General features: G+C 34.4%; 20 protein-coding genes and 1 pseudogene. 15 read left to right on the top strand and 6 right to left on the bottom strand.

All coding sequences use genetic code 11. The features are described from left to right. A complete protein-coding gene (locus ACTT1L_RS04740; protein ID WP_000251338.1) occupies positions 1-810 on the bottom strand; it encodes a YitT family protein in 810 nt (269 codons plus the stop codon). Between the two features lie 126 nt (positions 811-936). Here ACTT1L_RS04740 and ACTT1L_RS04735 point away from each other — a divergent pair, with 126 nt between their 5' ends. From ACTT1L_RS04735 to ACTT1L_RS04725, 3 genes are read left to right on the top strand one after another with little or no spacing between them, the layout of a single operon-like run. Beyond that, the gene (locus tag ACTT1L_RS04735; protein ID WP_046198971.1) at positions 937-1,758 is read left to right on the top strand and encodes a protein phosphatase 2C domain-containing protein; all 822 of its coding nucleotides are present in this window, start codon (positions 937-939) and stop codon (positions 1,756-1,758) included. A 13-nt stretch (positions 1,759-1,771) separates the two neighbouring features. Continuing rightward, positions 1,772-2,230: a peptidoglycan recognition protein family protein gene (locus ACTT1L_RS04730; protein WP_071742828.1), complete on the top strand. Its 459-nt coding sequence runs from the start codon at positions 1,772-1,774 to the stop codon at positions 2,228-2,230. Positions 2,231-2,241: 11 nt separating this feature from the next. Then, positions 2,242-2,493 carry a DUF2164 domain-containing protein gene (locus ACTT1L_RS04725; RefSeq protein WP_001983516.1) on the top strand — a complete coding sequence of 84 codons (252 nt, stop codon included), beginning with the start codon at positions 2,242-2,244 and terminating at the stop codon, positions 2,491-2,493. Between the two features lie 112 nt (positions 2,494-2,605). On the opposite strand, the gene ACTT1L_RS04720 is transcribed toward ACTT1L_RS04725, so the two are convergent. Further along, positions 2,606-3,034: a cytidine deaminase gene (locus tag ACTT1L_RS04720; RefSeq protein WP_071742829.1), complete on the bottom strand. Its 429-nt coding sequence runs from the start codon at positions 3,032-3,034 to the stop codon at positions 2,606-2,608. A 397-nt stretch (positions 3,035-3,431) separates the two neighbouring features. Here ACTT1L_RS04720 and ACTT1L_RS04715 point away from each other — a divergent pair, with 397 nt between their 5' ends. Then, on the top strand, positions 3,432-4,910 hold the full coding sequence (locus ACTT1L_RS04715) for a DUF4822 domain-containing protein (RefSeq protein WP_061131730.1): 1,479 nt from the start codon (positions 3,432-3,434) through the stop codon (positions 4,908-4,910). Between the two features lie 201 nt (positions 4,911-5,111). Here the strand turns inward: ACTT1L_RS04715 and ACTT1L_RS04710 are convergent, their stop codons facing one another. Beyond that, positions 5,112-5,324, bottom strand: coding sequence for a CsbD family protein (locus ACTT1L_RS04710; protein ID WP_000160413.1), 213 nt, complete (start codon positions 5,322-5,324; stop codon positions 5,112-5,114). Between the two features lie 171 nt (positions 5,325-5,495). Then, complete coding sequence (locus tag ACTT1L_RS04705) at positions 5,496-6,308, bottom strand: GNAT family N-acetyltransferase (RefSeq protein ID WP_000104265.1); 813 nt, start codon at positions 6,306-6,308, stop codon at positions 5,496-5,498. Between the two features lie 152 nt (positions 6,309-6,460). On the opposite strand from ACTT1L_RS04705, the gene ACTT1L_RS04700 reads away from it, so the two are divergent. The 9 genes and pseudogenes from ACTT1L_RS04700 (at position 6,461) to ACTT1L_RS04660 (ending at position 14,517) form a co-directional block, all read left to right on the top strand. Continuing rightward, positions 6,461-6,664 (top strand): hypothetical protein, encoded by a 204-nt coding sequence (locus ACTT1L_RS04700; RefSeq protein WP_000810212.1) that lies wholly within the window; start codon positions 6,461-6,463, stop codon positions 6,662-6,664. An 18-nt stretch (positions 6,665-6,682) separates the two neighbouring features. Next, positions 6,683-6,816: pseudogene (locus ACTT1L_RS04695) on the top strand (GNAT family N-acetyltransferase); the annotation flags it as partial. Positions 6,817-7,117: 301 nt separating this feature from the next. Then, positions 7,118-7,906 (top strand): helix-turn-helix domain-containing protein, encoded by a 789-nt coding sequence (locus tag ACTT1L_RS04690; protein ID WP_071742831.1) that lies wholly within the window; start codon positions 7,118-7,120, stop codon positions 7,904-7,906. 46 nt (positions 7,907-7,952) lie between these two features. Further along, positions 7,953-8,804 carry an ABC transporter ATP-binding protein gene (locus ACTT1L_RS04685; RefSeq protein ID WP_071742833.1) on the top strand — a complete coding sequence of 284 codons (852 nt, stop codon included), beginning with the start codon at positions 7,953-7,955 and terminating at the stop codon, positions 8,802-8,804. After that, positions 8,805-9,455: an ABC-2 transporter permease gene (locus ACTT1L_RS04680; RefSeq protein ID WP_071742834.1), complete on the top strand. Its 651-nt coding sequence runs from the start codon at positions 8,805-8,807 to the stop codon at positions 9,453-9,455. It abuts the gene before it with no gap. Between the two features lie 136 nt (positions 9,456-9,591). Next, positions 9,592-11,205: a long-chain fatty acid--CoA ligase gene (locus ACTT1L_RS04675; RefSeq protein ID WP_071742836.1), complete on the top strand. Its 1,614-nt coding sequence runs from the start codon at positions 9,592-9,594 to the stop codon at positions 11,203-11,205. Between the two features lie 123 nt (positions 11,206-11,328). Continuing rightward, on the top strand, positions 11,329-11,904 hold the full coding sequence (locus ACTT1L_RS04670) for a biotin transporter BioY (protein ID WP_046198966.1): 576 nt from the start codon (positions 11,329-11,331) through the stop codon (positions 11,902-11,904). 65 nt (positions 11,905-11,969) lie between these two features. Next, on the top strand, positions 11,970-13,433 hold the full coding sequence (locus tag ACTT1L_RS04665; RefSeq protein ID WP_071742838.1) for an acyl-CoA synthetase: 1,464 nt from the start codon (positions 11,970-11,972) through the stop codon (positions 13,431-13,433). Continuing rightward, entirely contained in the window at positions 13,426-14,517 is a 1,092-nt protein-coding gene (locus ACTT1L_RS04660; protein WP_076868619.1) for an acetyl-CoA C-acyltransferase, read from the top strand. Before ACTT1L_RS04665 ends, ACTT1L_RS04660 begins: the two co-directional genes overlap by 8 nt. A gap of 7 nt (positions 14,518-14,524) precedes the next feature. Here the strand turns inward: ACTT1L_RS04660 and ACTT1L_RS04655 are convergent, their stop codons facing one another. Continuing rightward, positions 14,525-15,106: a DUF6434 domain-containing protein gene (locus ACTT1L_RS04655; RefSeq protein WP_071742841.1), complete on the bottom strand. Its 582-nt coding sequence runs from the start codon at positions 15,104-15,106 to the stop codon at positions 14,525-14,527. A 104-nt stretch (positions 15,107-15,210) separates the two neighbouring features. Between ACTT1L_RS04655 and ACTT1L_RS04650 the strand changes: the two genes are divergently transcribed. Then, a complete protein-coding gene (locus ACTT1L_RS04650; RefSeq protein ID WP_000432558.1) occupies positions 15,211-15,654 on the top strand; it encodes an NUDIX hydrolase in 444 nt (147 codons plus the stop codon). 43 nt (positions 15,655-15,697) lie between these two features. Here the strand turns inward: ACTT1L_RS04650 and ACTT1L_RS04645 are convergent, their stop codons facing one another. Beyond that, the gene (locus ACTT1L_RS04645) at positions 15,698-16,900 is read right to left on the bottom strand and encodes an alanyl-tRNA editing protein (protein ID WP_148662492.1); all 1,203 of its coding nucleotides are present in this window, start codon (positions 16,898-16,900) and stop codon (positions 15,698-15,700) included. A gap of 137 nt (positions 16,901-17,037) precedes the next feature. On the opposite strand from ACTT1L_RS04645, the gene ACTT1L_RS04640 reads away from it, so the two are divergent. Beyond that, complete coding sequence (locus tag ACTT1L_RS04640) at positions 17,038-17,445, top strand: hypothetical protein (protein WP_000965134.1); 408 nt, start codon at positions 17,038-17,040, stop codon at positions 17,443-17,445. The last annotated feature ends 41 nt before the right edge of the window (positions 17,446-17,486 follow it).

The following is a 17,486-nucleotide window of genomic DNA, read 5'->3' as shown; positions in this document are numbered from 1 at the left end:
TTAACCTTTTCTAAACAATCCTAATACTTCAACCGTTTCTGTAATGTTAACAAATGCATGAGGGTCAATTTCAGAAATTGTTAATTTCATACTTGCTAATTCTTCACGAGAAACGACTGTCATAAGTACACGTTTCTTTTCGCTAGAATAAGCACCTTCGCCATCAAGTAATGTAATGCCACGTACAACAGTTGAAAGAAGTTGTTTTTTCATTTTTTCTGCTTCATTTGTTACAATCATAAGTGTAACCTTTCGATGTTTCGTATGAATAGCATCGATAACTTTACCAGTTACATAAATGGAAAGTAAGCTTGTAAGGGCAACATCCCAAGTGAAGAAGAATCCTGCAATGATTACAACGACTGCATTTAAAACAATAAGGAATCCGCCAAGTTTAATATCTCTTTTGCGAGATAACAACATACCGATAATATCAAATCCACCAGTTGATCCATTACAGTTAAAAACAAGACCGATACCAGCTCCGGCAATAACACCACCAAAGATAGATGATAAAAGTGGATCTGTTGCTACAACTTTCACTGGAACATAGTATAATGCAACAGATAATACAATAACAGAGACAATCGTGTTAAAAATGACTTTTTTTCCAAGACCTATGTATCCTAAAATAAGGATAGGTAAGTTTAATACAAAGTTAATAATACCTGTGTTTACAGGAGTTACAATCCCTAAAATAATAGCAATTCCGCCAATTCCACTACTTAAAATTTTGTGGGGGATAAGGAAAAGATTAAAGGCAATCGCAATAATAATAGAACCAATAATAACACCAAGAAATCTGACCATCTCTTTCCCGTCCTTCACTGAAAAATTCATATTATTTCAAGATTATATATGATATTGAAAGTTTTGGGTAAAAACAGTTTATTTCGGAAAATTAGATTAATCAAAAGAATTTGAGTATTTTACCATTTGAAAGGGGATACAGTTGTGAAGATAAAAACATATCAACAGAAAAGCCCGTTGAAGCAAGAATGTGAGGATTCTTATTTTTGTAATGAAGAAAAAAAGATTTATGGTGTATGTGACGGTGCAACACCACTTGTCCCGTTTCGTGATGAAAAGGGACATAATGGAGCATACATCGCTTCACATTTATTTGCAAGTTATTTTAATTCATTCCGCGAAAATCATAGTTTACAAGTTGCAGTTGCAAAAGCAAATGAAGCATTGCAAAGAAAAATGTTAGCATATGGAGTAGATACGAGAAAGAAAGAGCATTTGTGGTGCACATGTATCGCGGCAGTCCAAATAGTTGGTGAGAAAATTGAATACGCACAGTTAGGGGACTGTATGATTGTCGCAATATTTCGGAAAGGAACGATGCAAGTATTAACGAAAGATACGGTTGAAGGAATTAGTAAACGAGCAAAAAAGAAAAGAGAAGAAGATCGTAAAAAAGGGTTATCTGTACCAGAAGAACATGTTTTTCAAGATGTGCGAGAACAGTTAAAATACAATCGTTATCTTGCAAATGTGAAGGGGGGATATTCCGTTGCGAATGGAATGAAAGAAGCAATTCATTATTTGCAGCATGGGGAATTACATGTAGATGAAGTGAGTGGGATTTTTATTTGTTCAGACGGATTATTCCACCCAGATTGGCCACTCGAACAAACTGTTGCATATATAAGAAAGAATAGTATAAATGAATATGTAGCAATTATTGAAGAGTTAGAAGGGGAAAAGAGAATACGACCAGATGATAAAACAATTATGATGATTGATTTTTAAGGGGGATATTCAAATAGAAATTAAATGTGTAAATTTAGCATTTCAAGATGAATTAGTTCCTTTAGAAAAAGTAAACAAACTGATTATTCACCATACATCCGAAGATGGATGGGATGTGTATAAAACACATGAATTTCATCAAAAAGTAAGAGGGTGGAGCGGGATCGGTTACAATTATTTTATTGAAGAAGATGGAACTGTAGTTGAAGGACGTGGTTTACATATTGGAGCACATGCGAAAGATCATAATAGAGATGCAATTGGAATATGTATGACGGGTAATTTTGATAAATATGATCCAACTACCGCACAAATGAATGCATTATATTCTTTATGTAAAATGTTTATGAATCGGTTTGCTATAAAGAAAGAAAATATACTCGGTCATAGGGAGCTAGAAGGCGTTACAAAAAGTTGTCCTGGAAAGCGTTTTTCTATGGTAGAGTTAAGAAACATACTATCTTACATATAGAGGAGTAATAAATGATGATGAATATAAAAATACCAAATGATAAAAAAGAAGAGCTTGTAGCACAAATTCAGCAATTTTTCGTTGAAGAAGATTTAGATGAAATTGGACGTTTCCAAGCAGAGCGTTTAATAGAAGAAATGATTAAATTAGTTGGACCATTTGCATACAATCAAGCAATTGGAGATGCAAGAAAGCTTGTAACAGAGAAACTATCTAATATTGAAGAAGATTTGTATGTGTTAGAAAAAAGTGAAGGGAAGTAAACTTCCGTCAATTATAAAATAAGTGTTATGTCACGTCCTTTTCCGATGTTTTATTTGGAAAAGGACGTGACATTTTTTTATTGTCATCAGGAAAATAATGAAACTTATTCCTCTATCTCGTACTCCATTCTTTTGCCATTTCATCATGATATGCTTCTGTCCAATGATATGGTTGCAACTCTTTTAAAGGTTTAAAAATAATATCTTGTTTAGCATTTGTAATCGCACACTGTACTTTTGGTCCCCAATAAAATAAACGTTCTTGGCATACACCACAAGGCGAGAGTACCTTTAATTCAGAATGCTCATTTTCTCTCGCAAGACAAATAGAATGTGTAACTTTCTTTTGAAATTTATGAGCTTCTAAAATTGCACCTGTTTCCATACAAAGTTCTGTTGAAGCATTTATTACGCCTGGAGCAACACTTGTATAAATTGTTCCATCTTCTACACGAATCGCTGCGGCTCCACCCCAATCGTTTGGATATCTTTGTTCAATTAACTGTTTCACCACATCATATAATTGTTGCTCAATATTCAATTTCTTTTCCTCATTTCTGCCCAAATTCAAGTTTTTTTATTTCGAAATATTCTTTCTTTTATCATGATAACATAAACAAAAAAATAGAATGAACTTTTAATTTCAAGCCATCTTTTTTGCCAAAAGGAACGTTTTTTTATAAAAAAGTTGAGATTAAAAATATATTATCTTAATTTTATCTTTTTTTAATAATTTGTTTATGGGCAATTTATAGTTGTTATTTATAATTCCTATATATAGCAGCTATTGATACTATAAATAAGAAATTTGAATGTGTAACACTTTGTATTCCATTAGCTGTAATCAAAATTTATAACATAAATTGCGCACATAGAATCTTCTTTTGAAAGAAAAGTGGTGTAATTCTTTGTTAAATGAAGGAAGGGTTTGGGAAGCTATGAATAAAACAATTTTAAAAACATGTATCATATCAGCAGTTTTAGGTGGAAGTCTATTAAGTGAAACGACTGGAGTGGTGAAAGCAGAAGAGATTACACCAAAAACGAATCATACTGGTGTATTTAAAGATGTTCCAAAGGGGCACTGGGCATATGAGGCGATTCAGCAATTAACAGACGAGAAAATCATTTTCGGCTATGATGATGGAAGATTTGGTTTTGGAGATAACGTGACACGCGAACAAGTTGCAGCTTTACTATATCGTTATTTTAATTTGGCAGAAGACAAAAATTATCAGAACCCATATGGAGACGTAAGTGAAGATTCGACAAGTTATATAAAGGAGATTTTGTCTTTAACAGAAATGGGCGTTTTTAAGGGTGACGAGCATGGGAACTTTAGACCGAAGGCTTCCTTAACGCGTGCAGAAATGGCACAAGTTCTTACAAATGCTTTTCATTTAAAGGCAAAGAGTGATCACACTTTTAATGACGTTTCAACGAACTCATGGGCAAGCAATGCAATTAGTGCTGTTCAAACAAATAATATTGCAAAAGGAGTAGGCGGAGGAAATTTTGCTCCAAATATGGATGTGACGCGTGAACAGTATGCACAATTTTTATACAATGCAATACAAGAAACTAAGCAAACTCAAAAGACGAAGGGGCAACAACTAGCTAGTATACTTGGTGAAACAAACTGGCAAGGGACAAAAGTCTATGACAAAGATCATAATGATGTAACGAAAGAAAATCAAAATTTCATCGGGCTTGCAAAGTATGATGCTAAAACGGCAAGGTATGAATTTTTTAATGCAAATACAGGAGAGAGTCGTAATGATAGCGGTACCTTTTTTATAACGAATGATGGAAAGAAAAGAGTACTAATTTCTGAGACGCAAAATTATCAAGCAGTTGTTGAATTAACGCAATTAGATAAGGAGAAATTTACATATAAAAGAATGGGGAAAGATACAAAAGGGAACGATGTAGAGGTGTTTGTTGAACATATTCCGTACCATGAAAAAGAACTTTCTTTCACGCGGCCTGATAAAAATTTAGAAAGTTCAACAGGTAAAATAGTTAAAGATGTTGATGGAGATGAAATTTTATCTAGTACACTATGGAACGGAACGGTGGTATTAGACGACCAAGGTAATGATGTAACAAAATATAACTCAAACTTAATCAGTCTAGCAAAATACGATAAAAATACAAATAAATACGAGTTTTTCAATGTGAATACTGGAGAAAGTCGTGGAGACTACGGTTTCTTTGATGTTGTACATGGTAATAAAATAAGAGCTCACGTTTCGTTAGGAAATAATAAATACGGTGCAGTTCTTGAACTTACAGAATTAAATAAAGAGAAATTTACGTATACAAGAATGGGGAAAGATGCGAATGGAAAAGATATAAAAATCTTTGTTGAGCATGAACCGTATACAGGTGATCTAAAACCAAATTTCACAAAGTAAGCCTTTACTGTAGCAAAGGCATTATGTTAGAAAATGTTAGTAAGGAAAAGCTTAAGGGTTGGGTAATTAAAATAGTTATTTATAGACAAATAGATGCCTTGAGGCATCTATTTGTCGTTTTAAAATGATTTTTTATGGGTGCAATTTCTCTTTTCTCAAATCTAGTAACTTACTACTTGCACAACCCTACATTTTCGTTTTTTATTTATTTTCTTTATTCTCTTTATATTCATTAACTTTCTTTTTTACATTACCGACAGTATCTTTAGCAGTGCCTTTTACCTTATCCCATTTTCCTTCAGCTTGTAATTTCTTATTGTCAGTTACTTTCCCGACAACTTCCTTTACTTCACCTTTTACTTTATCAATGGCACCTTCTACTTTTTCTTTTAAACCATGATCATGCTTTGTCATACATTTCTCCTCCTTGTAGTTTGATTAGAATTCTCTTTTCATATTGCAAGTTGAATGATGTATCTAGCAATAGCGTAACAGATTTAGTTTGAATATTCAAATGGTTAATAGAGTTGAAAAGGAATTGTCATAAAGTGTATAAAGTAGTAATGAGAAGAGAAAGGATGTTAATTATATGTTTTTGGCGGTCCAGATTGATTTTGTATAAGCGATCTTCATATGGGCACGTTCCATATTATTTTGACTGCTGCTACCGAATCTTGCTTGTCCGACTATTAAATGACAATTGGATTCAATAGCTGTCTCAATTCGTTTTTGAATTAATGCAGTGTGACAACCTTTACGCTGAAATTCTGGCAAAGTAGCAGAAGCAGCTAATGATGCGACACCCTTATTTATATACAGGACACCAATGCCCGCAGGAATGTTTTGAACTTCAGCTATGAAAAAATGCCATCCTGGTTTATTGTGGAGAATTTCGTTATTTTGGCGCACGCCATCTTTTGTAAAGGATGGCATGTTAAATCCACGTACATATATGTCTGCAAAAACATCAAACTCATTTTCTTTTAGTTTGCGTACTGAAATGTTAGAAGGAAGAAGGGACGGATCTTCTCGCGGTGTACTATATAAAGCGGTATGGAAGCTAGATTGATAAAAACCTTTTTGAGATAAGTATTGAAATAGTTCAGCTGTACCTTGCGCTGGTGTAATTTCAAAACGGCAAGGAATTTGTAGTGATTGATAATAAGAGAGAATCGCATCTATCTCATCTGTATTTGTAAAGGTAACGCCTTTTACTGTATTAAAAGCAGGACCAGCAATTACTTTTGATGAAAAGGCAGTGGCACTACCGAACTTTTTCACTTGTACCTGCATTGGATTTCCGTCCATTGCTTGTAATAGTGCTAATCTAGAAGAAAGCATATGTATTTCTGCGTTTTCAATTTCTTGTGCGGTATTGATTGTCATAATTGTACTCATGAGATTCCTCCGTCAATAAATATATTTCATAGTACATATACGATGTTTGTTCTGAGATTCCTGTTGAAATGTAAGAGAATAAGAGGTTTTTTGGAAGGGAAATGGAAGTGAACTGTCGAAGGGAGTAGAAACAGATTAAAGGTGGTGCTCTCATGAAACAGAAAGACGTGCAGACATGCTCTAATTGTGGTTCTCAAAATATAGGAGAAGGTGAGTTTGTCGGTTATGCACAAATACGGAAAAAGGAGACGATGTTCACATCTTCACCAGTAGATGCTTATATTTGTACAGATTGCGGGAATGTCCTTTTATTAAAAGTACGACATTATGAAAAGTTTAAGCAGAAGCCGTTATGATTATTAAAAAGTGTTTTTATTAGGGAAGTTAATAGGAGAAATATTTACATATATATGAATATGCCTTATATAAAGAGATGACAACATATACTGTGTGGGATGCTTATGAATCGTTGCACAACGTACAAAAATGTATAGAAGAAATTGTGAATTAGTATGAGAAAGAAAAATTAGCTCATCTTAGAATATTTCATATCGAAAACTCCTTTAAATAAATAAAGGAGTTTTTATTTTCGGGTAACAATAATTACCTTTAATTGTTATAATTGGTTATTGAGATGGGAGGTTTTTATTTACACCATAATCATAAAAGAAAACTAGCTAAATTGTATAGAAAACCGCTATATAACACATTCGCAACCGTAAGTTGACAAAGTGCAACCGCAGGAAGATAGAGATAAAGGCAATGTTTACATACAATTTAGGTAAGAAAACAAAGGGGGACACACACATATGGGATTTGGTGAAAAGCTTTTTAAATTAAGAAAGGAAAAGGGCCTTTCTCAAGAAGCATTAGCTGAGAAATTAAACACAACAAGGCAAGCGGTTAGTAAATGGGAAAACGGTCAAGGTTTTCCTGAAACTGAAAAGTTAATAATGATTGGAAATGTTTTTGAAGTATCACTCGACTATTTATTAAAAGAAACTGCAGAGAAAAGTAATGAAAATGTGGATGGCTATTACGTAAGTCAGGAAATGGCAGAAGGGTATGTAGCGTATGGACAAAAAATTTCTAAATATATAGCGCTAGGATTTAGTTTACTCATTTTATCTACAATACCATATTTACTATTTAAAGAAGATGCAACAATGTCGACATTCCTTGTTATTATTATTGCTGTCCTTGGAATTGGAGCGATGATGGTACCTGTAATGATAGAAGAGAGTCGATACAATGTATTAAAAAAGGAAGAATTATTATTTGATCAAAACTTTCTAAAAGAATTGACAACAAGATATGCAATTATTAAGAAAAAGTATGCTGTAGTAATAATCGTTGGATTTTGTTTTATAGCAGCAGGAGCGCTACCTTTTTTATTTGAGAAAAAGCATATCACTTCAGGAGAATTAGTCCAGTATCACCCTTATTGTGTTGTACTTATTGCTATTGGAGTTTATCTTTTTGTTCGTGTGTTAGGAGTATTAGAGGCGTATCGAATTTTAGTAGAAAATAAAGAATATAGTAATCGTCTTATTTTTAAACTGAAAAAGAAAGTGAGAGAAAAAGTGGATAATTTTTAATAAATGAAAACATATTTTTATGAAAAGTTAAGATAGGAGTGTAATGATGTCAAATCTTCTAGAAATTGAAAATTTAAGTAAATCATTTGGAAACAAAGTTGTTTTAAGAGATGTTTCCTTCAATGTGCCGTCTGGATCAATTGTTGGATTCATTGGTGACAATGGAGCAGGGAAATCAACAACCTTTAAAACAGTACTAGAATTAATTTCTAAAGATAGTGGTACAGTAAAAATATTTGGTGAAGAAAATATAAATAAAGATGCCAAGATTAAGGAAAAGATAGGAGTCGTATTTGATGCTATGAATCTACCGGCTCATCTTACGATAAAGCAACTAAACAAAGTTTTTGAAAAGATGTTTGAATCTTGGGATCAAGATAATTTTTATCGATTAGTTCATACTTTTTCTTTACCTACTAATGAGAAAGTAGGTAAATTCTCGCGTGGAATGTCCATGAAACTAACTATAGCTGTTGCGTTATCGCATAATGCAAAATTATTAATTCTAGATGAAGCGACGGGTGGTCTCGATCCTTCATCTAGAGAAGAGGTGTTAGAGGAATTAAAAAGTTTTGTGAGTAAAAGTAATGGTGGTATACTACTTTCTTCTCATATTATGAGTGATGTAGAAAAAATAGCTAGCCATCTTATCATTATAAAAGATGGAGAAATTTTATTGAACGAAGAAAAGGATAAAGTTTTGAAAAGTTACTCCATTGTAGACGTTGATGAAGAACAATTAGCTTTAATTAACAAAGATATAGTTGTGGCTAGAAGGAGACTTGGTTCATATTTCAATGTACTCGTATCAGATATATATAAATTACCAAGTGGTATTGCTCATAGAACTATTTCGATAGAAGAAATGAGTGTCTTATTAACGAGGAGTGAAAAATAAATGAGAGGTTTATTATTGACAAACTATTATCTAGTGTATCGAACTTTCTTTACGTTCATGGGAATAGCGATATTAGGATCGGGATTTGTTTTTTATTTTGGTAATGCTTCAATGTACCGTTTAATTGCTACATTCATTATCTTATTTGCTGCAATTCCTGCACTTGAAGTTATTAAATATGAGAGTAAGTCAGGTTATGAAAAATATGTACTTACTTTACCGGTTACTAGAAATAACATTGTACAAAGTCATTACCTTTTCTATTTTTTAGTTGTAATTATTGGTACTTTATTGTCGTATGGCATATTTTATATACATAGTTTCGTTTCAGATACACCAATTGATGATGGGATATTTAAGAGTGTTTCTTTAGGGACGTTCATCATCCTTAATGCCGGAGCAATAGCCTACCCACTTCTCTATGTTTTTGGAGCAGAAAAATCTGATGCTATTACAATTGGAGGCGCATGCGGGGGACTTGTTACTTATTTTGGATTACAAAGTGTAATTGGCTATCTAATAGAACAATTTCCAATATCAAATTTAAATTCATCTTTATATGCTTCCATTCTATATACAATATTTGGCGTTATCATATATATCTTTTCTTTTGTTATTTCGGTATTTATATATCGTAAGAAGGAATTTTAGCATATCTTCTCTTAGTATTTTCTGAATTATTTCCAAAGAAATAATTCAGAAAATACAGAAAAATGTCGTGATTATTTGTAGAAGTCTGTTATAATAAACGAAAAATGAAAACGCTTTAAAGGGGGATATAACCAATATGATGATGAATGTACCGCTAACAATTAGTTCTATGATGGAAAGAGCAGAAAAACTGTTTTCGAAGAAAGAAATTGTTTCACGGACACATGACACAGTTACGACATTAACGTATAAGCAGTTAGGTGAAAGAACGAGAAGGCTTTCCAGTACGTTAAAAAAATTAGGAATTAAAGAAGGCGAGCGTATAGGAACGTTAGCGTGGAATCATCATCGACATGTGGAAGCGTATTTTGCTATTCCTGGTATTGCTTCCGTTTTGCACACAATTAATATTCGTTTATCTCCTCAACATATTTCATACATTATTCAGCATGCAGAAGATCGAATTCTACTTATTGATGAAGATCTCGTACCGCTCATTGAAAATATTCAATCACAATTATCAACTGTACAAGCTTACATTATTATGACTGATAAAGATGAAATTCCAAATACTACGCTAGAACCTGTATATCATTATGAAAAACTATTAGAAGAAGGCGATCCAAATTTCCAATTTGTAAAAGATATTGATGAAAATACACCTGCTGGTATGTGTTATACGTCAGCGACTACAGGAAATCCAAAAGGTGTTGTATATACGCATCGTAGTACTGTACTGCATTGTATGGCACTCGGTTTAGCAGATACAGCTGCTTTATCGGAAAGTGATGCGGCAATGGCTATTGTACCGATGTTCCATGTGAATGCTTGGGGACTACCTTTCGCAGCTACTTGGTTTGGATCAAAACAAGTGCTTCCAGGACCGATGTTTACGCCAAAAATTTTATTAGAAATGATTCAAGCTGAAAAAGTGACGTTAGCTGCTGGTGTGCCGACAATTTGGCTTGGTGTATTACAAGAGTTAGAAAATAATAGTTACGATTTATCTAGTATGACGAGAATACTATGCGGTGGTGCAGCTGCACCGAAGAGTGTTATTAAAGCATTTGAACAGAAACATAATGTTCCGTTCATCCATGCATATGGTATGACCGAAACAAGCCCACTCGTAACACTTGCACGTTTAAAAAGTTATGAAACAGAATTATCGTATGAAGAGCAATTAGAAATTCGATCAAAACAAGGGTATCTTGTTCCTGGTGTAGAGATGAAAGTAGTCGGTACAAATGGTGAAGTGAAGTGGGATAGTACGGAGATGGGAGAACTATGTTTACGAGCACCGTGGATCGCTGAAAGCTATTATAACGATGATCGTACTGTTGAAGGCTTTCGTGATGGATGGTTATATACAGGAGATGTTGTCACAGTCGATGAGGAAGGTTGCGTAAAAATTGTCGACCGCACGAAAGATGTGATTAAAAGCGGAGGCGAGTGGATTTCTTCAGTAGACCTTGAAAATGCTTTAATGGCACATGATGCTATATTTGAAGCGGCTGTCGTTGCTGTTCCTCATCCGCAGTGGCAAGAGCGCCCAGTTGCCTGTGTCGTTCAAAAGAAAAATAGTACAGTAACAAAAGAAGAAATATATGAGTTTTTAAAACCACAGTTTGCGAAGTGGTGGTTACCAGACGATATTGTATTTATGGAAGAAATACCGAAAACATCTGTTGGGAAGTTTTTAAAACAGGCGCTTCGGAAAGAACTCGAGCATTTGCATAAAGAGAAATAATGGAATTTATATTTGTAAACCTATTTTAAAAATAAGTTGACAAATGCTAGATAGAAAGATAATATAACTCCTATAATATGTTATCTAAAAATCATTTTGAGTTTACAAATAGGAGAAGCAAATATGAATACAAAAAACTTAGTTTTCGTCGCTTTATTTAGTTCTATTATGGGAGTGTTAGGGTTAATACCTCCAATTGCTCTTTCTATTACACCAGTTCCAATTACATTACAATCACTTGGTGTTATGCTTGCTGGTGGATTGTTAGGATCACGTCTTGGTGCATTAAGCCAGCTTATTTTCTTACTTATTGTAGGAGTTGGAGCGCCATTACTTGCTGGTGGACGTGGTGGCTTTAGCGTATTTGTTGGGCCAAGTGCAGGATATTTACTTGGTTATATCGTTGGAGCATTTGTCATTGGTTACTTAATTGAGCGTTTGCGTGAAGTTTCTATTATAAAAGTATTATGTATTAATATAATTGGTGGTATTTTCGTAGTTTATGTATTTGGTATCCTTGTGCAAGCTTTCGTAATGGATATTTCTGTATGGGAAACGATGAAAGTAAGTGTTGTGTTTTTACCAGGTGATTGCATAAAAGCGATTATAGCAGCAATTCTTGTAACGAAATTACATCGTTCATTGAAACATATTATTACGCCTGCTCTAAAGAGAAGCAAATATACAAATGCGGGATAAGAAAGAGAAGAAACACGTTCGTTGCGTGTTTCTTTTTATTATTTTGGAAAGAAAGGACGTCTCATATGGGTATTACAAAAGAATATAAAAAACATGCCTCTTTACAACCAAATAAAATAGCAATTAAGGAAAATGATCGAGTTTTAACATACAAAGAGTGGTTTGAGTCAGTGTATAAAGTAGCAAACTGGTTGAATGAAAAAGAATCGAAGAATAAAAAGATAGCGATTGTATTAGAAAATCGTATAGAGTTTTTAGAACTATTCGCTGGTGCCGCTATGGCCGGATGGGTTTGTGTGCCATTAGATATAAGGTGGAAACAGGATGAGCTTAAAGAAAGGATTGCAATCAGTAATCCGGATATGATTGTGACAGAGCAATATAAGTTAAATGATCTATTGGATGAAGAAGAAAGAGTAATTGAAATTGATAGATGGAAACAAATAATAGAGAACTATCTTCCTACAGAGCACATTGTAGAAAGTTTACAAGATGCTCCTTTTTATATGGGATTTACATCAGGATCAACAGGAAAGGCAAAGGCATTTTTACGTGCGCAACAATCGTGGGTTCATAGTTTTAATTGTAATATACATGATTTTCATATGAAAAAAGAAGACTCTATTTTAATAGCTGGAACGCTCGTTCACTCTCTTTTCTTATACGGTGCAATAAGTGCATTATATATAGGACAAACCGTACATATTATGAGGAAGTTTATTCCAAAACAAGTGTTGGACAAGTTAGAAATGGAACATATTTCGGTCATGTATACAGTTCCGACAATGCTAGAATCTTTATATAAAGAAAAAAGAGTAATAGAAAATGACATGAAAATTATTTCGTCAGGAGCGAAATGGGAAGCTGAAGCGAAAGAAAAAATAAAGAGTATATTCCCTAATGCGAAAAAATACGAATTTTACGGTGCATCGGAGTTAAGCTTTGTAACAGCGCTAGTTGATGAAGAGAGTAATAGAAAGCCCAATTCAGTAGGGAAACCTTGTCACAATGTGCAAGTGCGAATATGTAATGGAGCAGGAGAAGAAGTAACGAAAGGCGAGATAGGAACTGTTTATGTGAACAGTGATCAGTTTTTTATGGGCTACATATTGGATAAGGTTTTAGTTCCAGAGTTGACTGCAGATGGCTGGATGACAGTGCGAGATGTAGGTTATAAAGATGAAGAAGGCTTTATTTATATTGTCGGTAGAGAGAAGAATATGATTTTATTTGGAGGAATTAATATTTTCCCAGAAGAAATAGAAAGCGTATTACATGAACATCCAGCTGTTGATGAAATAGTTGTAATTGGTGTGGAAGATAGTTACTGGGGTGAAAAACCTGTCGCCATCGTAAAAGGAAGTGCTACGAAGCAACAATTAAAAAGTTTTTGCTTACAACGATTATCCTCTTTTAAAATACCGAAAGAATGGTATTTCGTTGATGAAATACCGTATACAAATAGCGGGAAAATCGCTCGTATGGCAGCAAAAAGTATAATTGAAAACCGGGAGAAGATATATGAATAGAGCGGTTATTGTAGAAGCAAAAAGGACACCTATTGGTAAGAAGAATGGGATGTTAAAAGGGTATGAAGTTCAGCAATTAGCAGCACCTCTTCTTACATTTTTAAGTAAAGGAATTGAGAGAGAAATAGACGAGGTCATATTAGGGAATGTTGTTGGACCAGGAGGGAATGTTGCAAGATTATCTGCTTTAGAAGCAGGACTTGGATATCGTATTCCTGGTGTAACGATTGACCGGCAATGTGGTGCCGGATTGGAAGCGATCCGCACCGCATGTCATTTTATTCAAGGCGGGGCCGGTAATTGTTATATTGCAGGAGGAGTAGAGAGTACAAGTACATCACCATTTCAAAATAGAGCGCGATTTTCACCAGAAACAATTGGTGATCCTAATATGGGAGTGGCGGCTGAATATGTTGCAGAGCGTTATAATATAACGCGAGAAATGCAAGATGAGTACGCTTACCTTAGTTATAAACGGACACTGCAAGCATTAGAAAATGGATATTTACAGGATGAAATACTTTCTTTTAATGGATCTTTTGACGAAGCTATAAAACGAGAAATGAAGTATGAAAGAATGATTAAAAGAACAAAACCCGTATTTTTACAAAATGGTACAGTAACGGCCGGTAATTCGTGCGGTGTAAATGATGGAGCATGTGCCGTTCTTGTAATGGAAGAAGGGGAAGCCCGAAAATTAGGATACAAGCCTGTTCTTCGTTTCGTTCGTAGTGCTGTAGTTGGAGTGGATCCAAATCTTCCGGGGACTGGTCCGATATTTGCGGTGAACAAATTATTAAACGAAATGAATATGAAAGTAGAGGACATCGATTATTTTGAAATAAATGAAGCGTTTGCTTCAAAAGTTGTTGCTTGTGCAAAGGAGTTACAAATTCCATATAAAAAATTGAATGTCAATGGTGGAGCAATTGCGCTTGGTCATCCATACGGTGCATCTGGGGCTATGCTTGTAACGCGCTTGTTTTATCAGGCGAAACGAGAGCGTATGAAATACGGAATCGCGACGTTAGGAATAGGGGGCGGAATAGGGCTTGCACTATTATTTGAGAAAGTAGAAGACTAGCAAGGAACTAGTTCTCTACTTTTTGAGGAACATAAGCATTGCTACCAGGCTTTGCTTTTATTTCGTTCCAAGCAGCGATAGCATCAGCTTTTGATTTTCCTTTGTTATTTGGATCTTCGAAAAAGTAACGAGTAAAGCGATTGTATTCAAACTGCGCGCTGATAGTTGTTTTATATGTAGGGTCTTTTTTTCGTTCGTTTTCTTCATACCAAAACGTTATCGCATCTTCATATGTTTTTCCAACATTCTCTTTAAAAAACTTTTGAAGAGCTACTGTAAAGCGGAAGTTTGCTCCAATTTTTTCTTTGAAAAAGGCCCGAACCTCTTCGCTACAGCGGTGATTTTCAGTAATAACAGTTTGAAGAGAAAGGTCTTTATAAGAGAGAGAAGTTTTACTCGCTTTTGGACCAGAGCTGTTTTTTAATATTTTACCAGTATGTAAATAATGGGAGATACGATTGGCTATTTCAATCTTAGAGCCACTAGCTGGCAACCCATGCTCACGACAAAATGTTTGCAGTTCTTCTTTTAACCAATAATAGTTTTGGAAATCTTCAAGTGATATAGACTTTGTTAAAGGTGGACGCATGAATGTAACAACTTCTTTCTTCCATATTTTTCTTTAATTATAAAACGTACGTTCTTTTTATGGAAGGATTAATTTGTAAATATAATGGGAAGAGAAGATTACATATGGAAAATGTAATGCAAGTTCGTGTTACTGGAATTTTAATTGAAGATGAAAAAGTATTGCTAGTAAAGCAAAAAATTGCTAATCGGAATTGGTCTTTACCTGGAGGAAGAGTGGAGAATGGTGAAATGTTAGAAGAGGCGATGGTTAGAGAAATGAGAGAAGAAACGGGATTAGAAGTTAAAATTAAGAAGCTACTCTATGTTTGTGATAAACCAGATGCCAGTCCATCTTTATTACATATTACATTTCTACTTGAAAAGATTACAGGGGAAATTATGTTACCATCAAATGAATTTGATCATAATCCGATTCATGATGTACAAATGATGCCAATAGACGAATTAAGTCAGCATGGTTTTTCGGAAACCTTTATAAAGCTTGTAAATGAAGGGTTTGCAAATGCAGGGAGTTACCAAGGATTGAAACAAAATATTGGCCTGTAAATATAGTTGAAGGATAGCCGTTCGCTATCCTTCATAACATGTTTTACACTGCTGACTGTAAAGAAGAAACAAGTTGATTTAAAAACTCATCCCCAGTCATAATCGCTTTCCCACCGCCACGAGCACTTTTTTTATTTCCGCCACCTTTTCCTTCAATTGTAGGAAGTGCCTCTTTTAAAAGAGCATTCATATCGAGTGTGACTGTTTTGCCACAAGCGAGGATGCATTGTAATTTGTCCTCGTTTTCAATAACGAAATATGTAATGGCATGCTCTTGTTGTTCTGTAATAATAGCGGATAGCTTTGCGATTTCTTGCATAGAACGATTTGTAAACACTTTAGAAATAAGTATGCCAGCATGTATTTTGGTAGGTTGTTGAAGTAGTTCGTTTGCCTCTGCATATAATAATTTTTCATTCATTGTTTGCATAGCTTTTTCGGTTTCTTTTTGAGAAGTTAGAAGCTGTGCTACCTTTACTGGAATATCAGCTTCGCTACTGTTTAATTGTTTAGAAACATCCTTCATAATTTGTTGTTGTTGTCCCATTAATTTAAGTGTGCGCCAGCCAGCGATAAACGTTAGTCGTATGCCACCTTTGTTGCGCTCCCAGCTAAGAACTTGAATAGGACCTACTTCACCAGTACGTTTTGGGTGAGTTCCGCCACAGCCGTTATAATCAAAGTTTTCGATCATAACAACGCGTATATTTTCTGTCATAGTCGGTTCTTTGCGAAGTGGTAATGTTTTCGCTTCTTCTAAGTTCATCCATTTAATAAGAATTGGATGGTTTTCAAAAACAATATTGTTCGCAATTTGCACTGCTTTTTCAACTGTTTCTGCATGCAGATTTTCTGTTTCTAAATCAATTGTTACCGTCTCTTTACCAAGATGGAATCCAATTGTAGGTATGTTAAAATGGTCCCAAAAAGCAGCAGATAAAATGTGCTGAGCCGCATGTTGTTGCATATGATCAAAACGGCGCTCCCAATTAATTTTACCTTCTACTTCTTCTGTATGTAATTGTTCTGCAATGAAGTGGTGGATTTCTTCGTCGACTTCTTCAACACCAAGTACAGCAATGCCATTTAAAGTTCCAGTATCATGGGGTTGCCCGCCACCTGTTGGGTAAAATGCCGTTTCGTTTAAAATAACGTATAAGTTACCGTCTTTATCATAATCTTGCTTTATAACTTTTGTAGTAAAGTCTTGCTTATAAGCGTCAGTGTAATATAATTTTTGCTCCAATTTTCTTTCTCCTCTCGCATTAACTAGTTTCATTGTAAAGCAATTGAAATTCGTTTCCTAATATTTCAGAAGAAAGAAGCCTTTTTTAGAATTTTCTTGCTATAATAAGAAAAAGAAAATGCGGGGGTGGAATGAATATGTTGTATGAAAACGGCGTAGATAAACTGCTTAGTTTAAGTAAAAATATTTCTGAATTGTATCGAGAGTTAAACGAAATGACCCGGATTTTAACGGATTGTAACCGCGAAAGTGTGAAGTTTGATCGGTTATATGTAAAAGAGTTACTGTGGAAGAAAGAAGATGTAATAGAGAAATATGACCAGCTACTTGTGCAACTTTGTATAAATGAATGCTTTGATTTAAAAAGTGTCATTACAGGGGAATATAAGTATACATATGAAGAAGTAGAAAACATCGTTTTACAATTTAATGAAAAGTATAATGTCGCAATTTTAATTAAAGATGTTTGTAAAGAATTACAGTTTACATATGGCATAGATATGGATATAACGAGAACAACGCGGGTATCAACAGCTCAAGTATAAAAAGGGAAAAGAAAGCAGATCCTTTGCTTTCTTTTTTTATG

The sequence above is a fragment of the Bacillus sp. FH genome (assembly GCF_052216825.1).
GTDB classification, from domain to species: Bacteria; Bacillota; Bacilli; order Bacillales; family Bacillaceae_G; genus Bacillus_A; species Bacillus_A paranthracis.
Note: the sequence above shows the minus strand (reverse complement) of the source record. Positions and strands in the feature narration are given on the sequence as shown.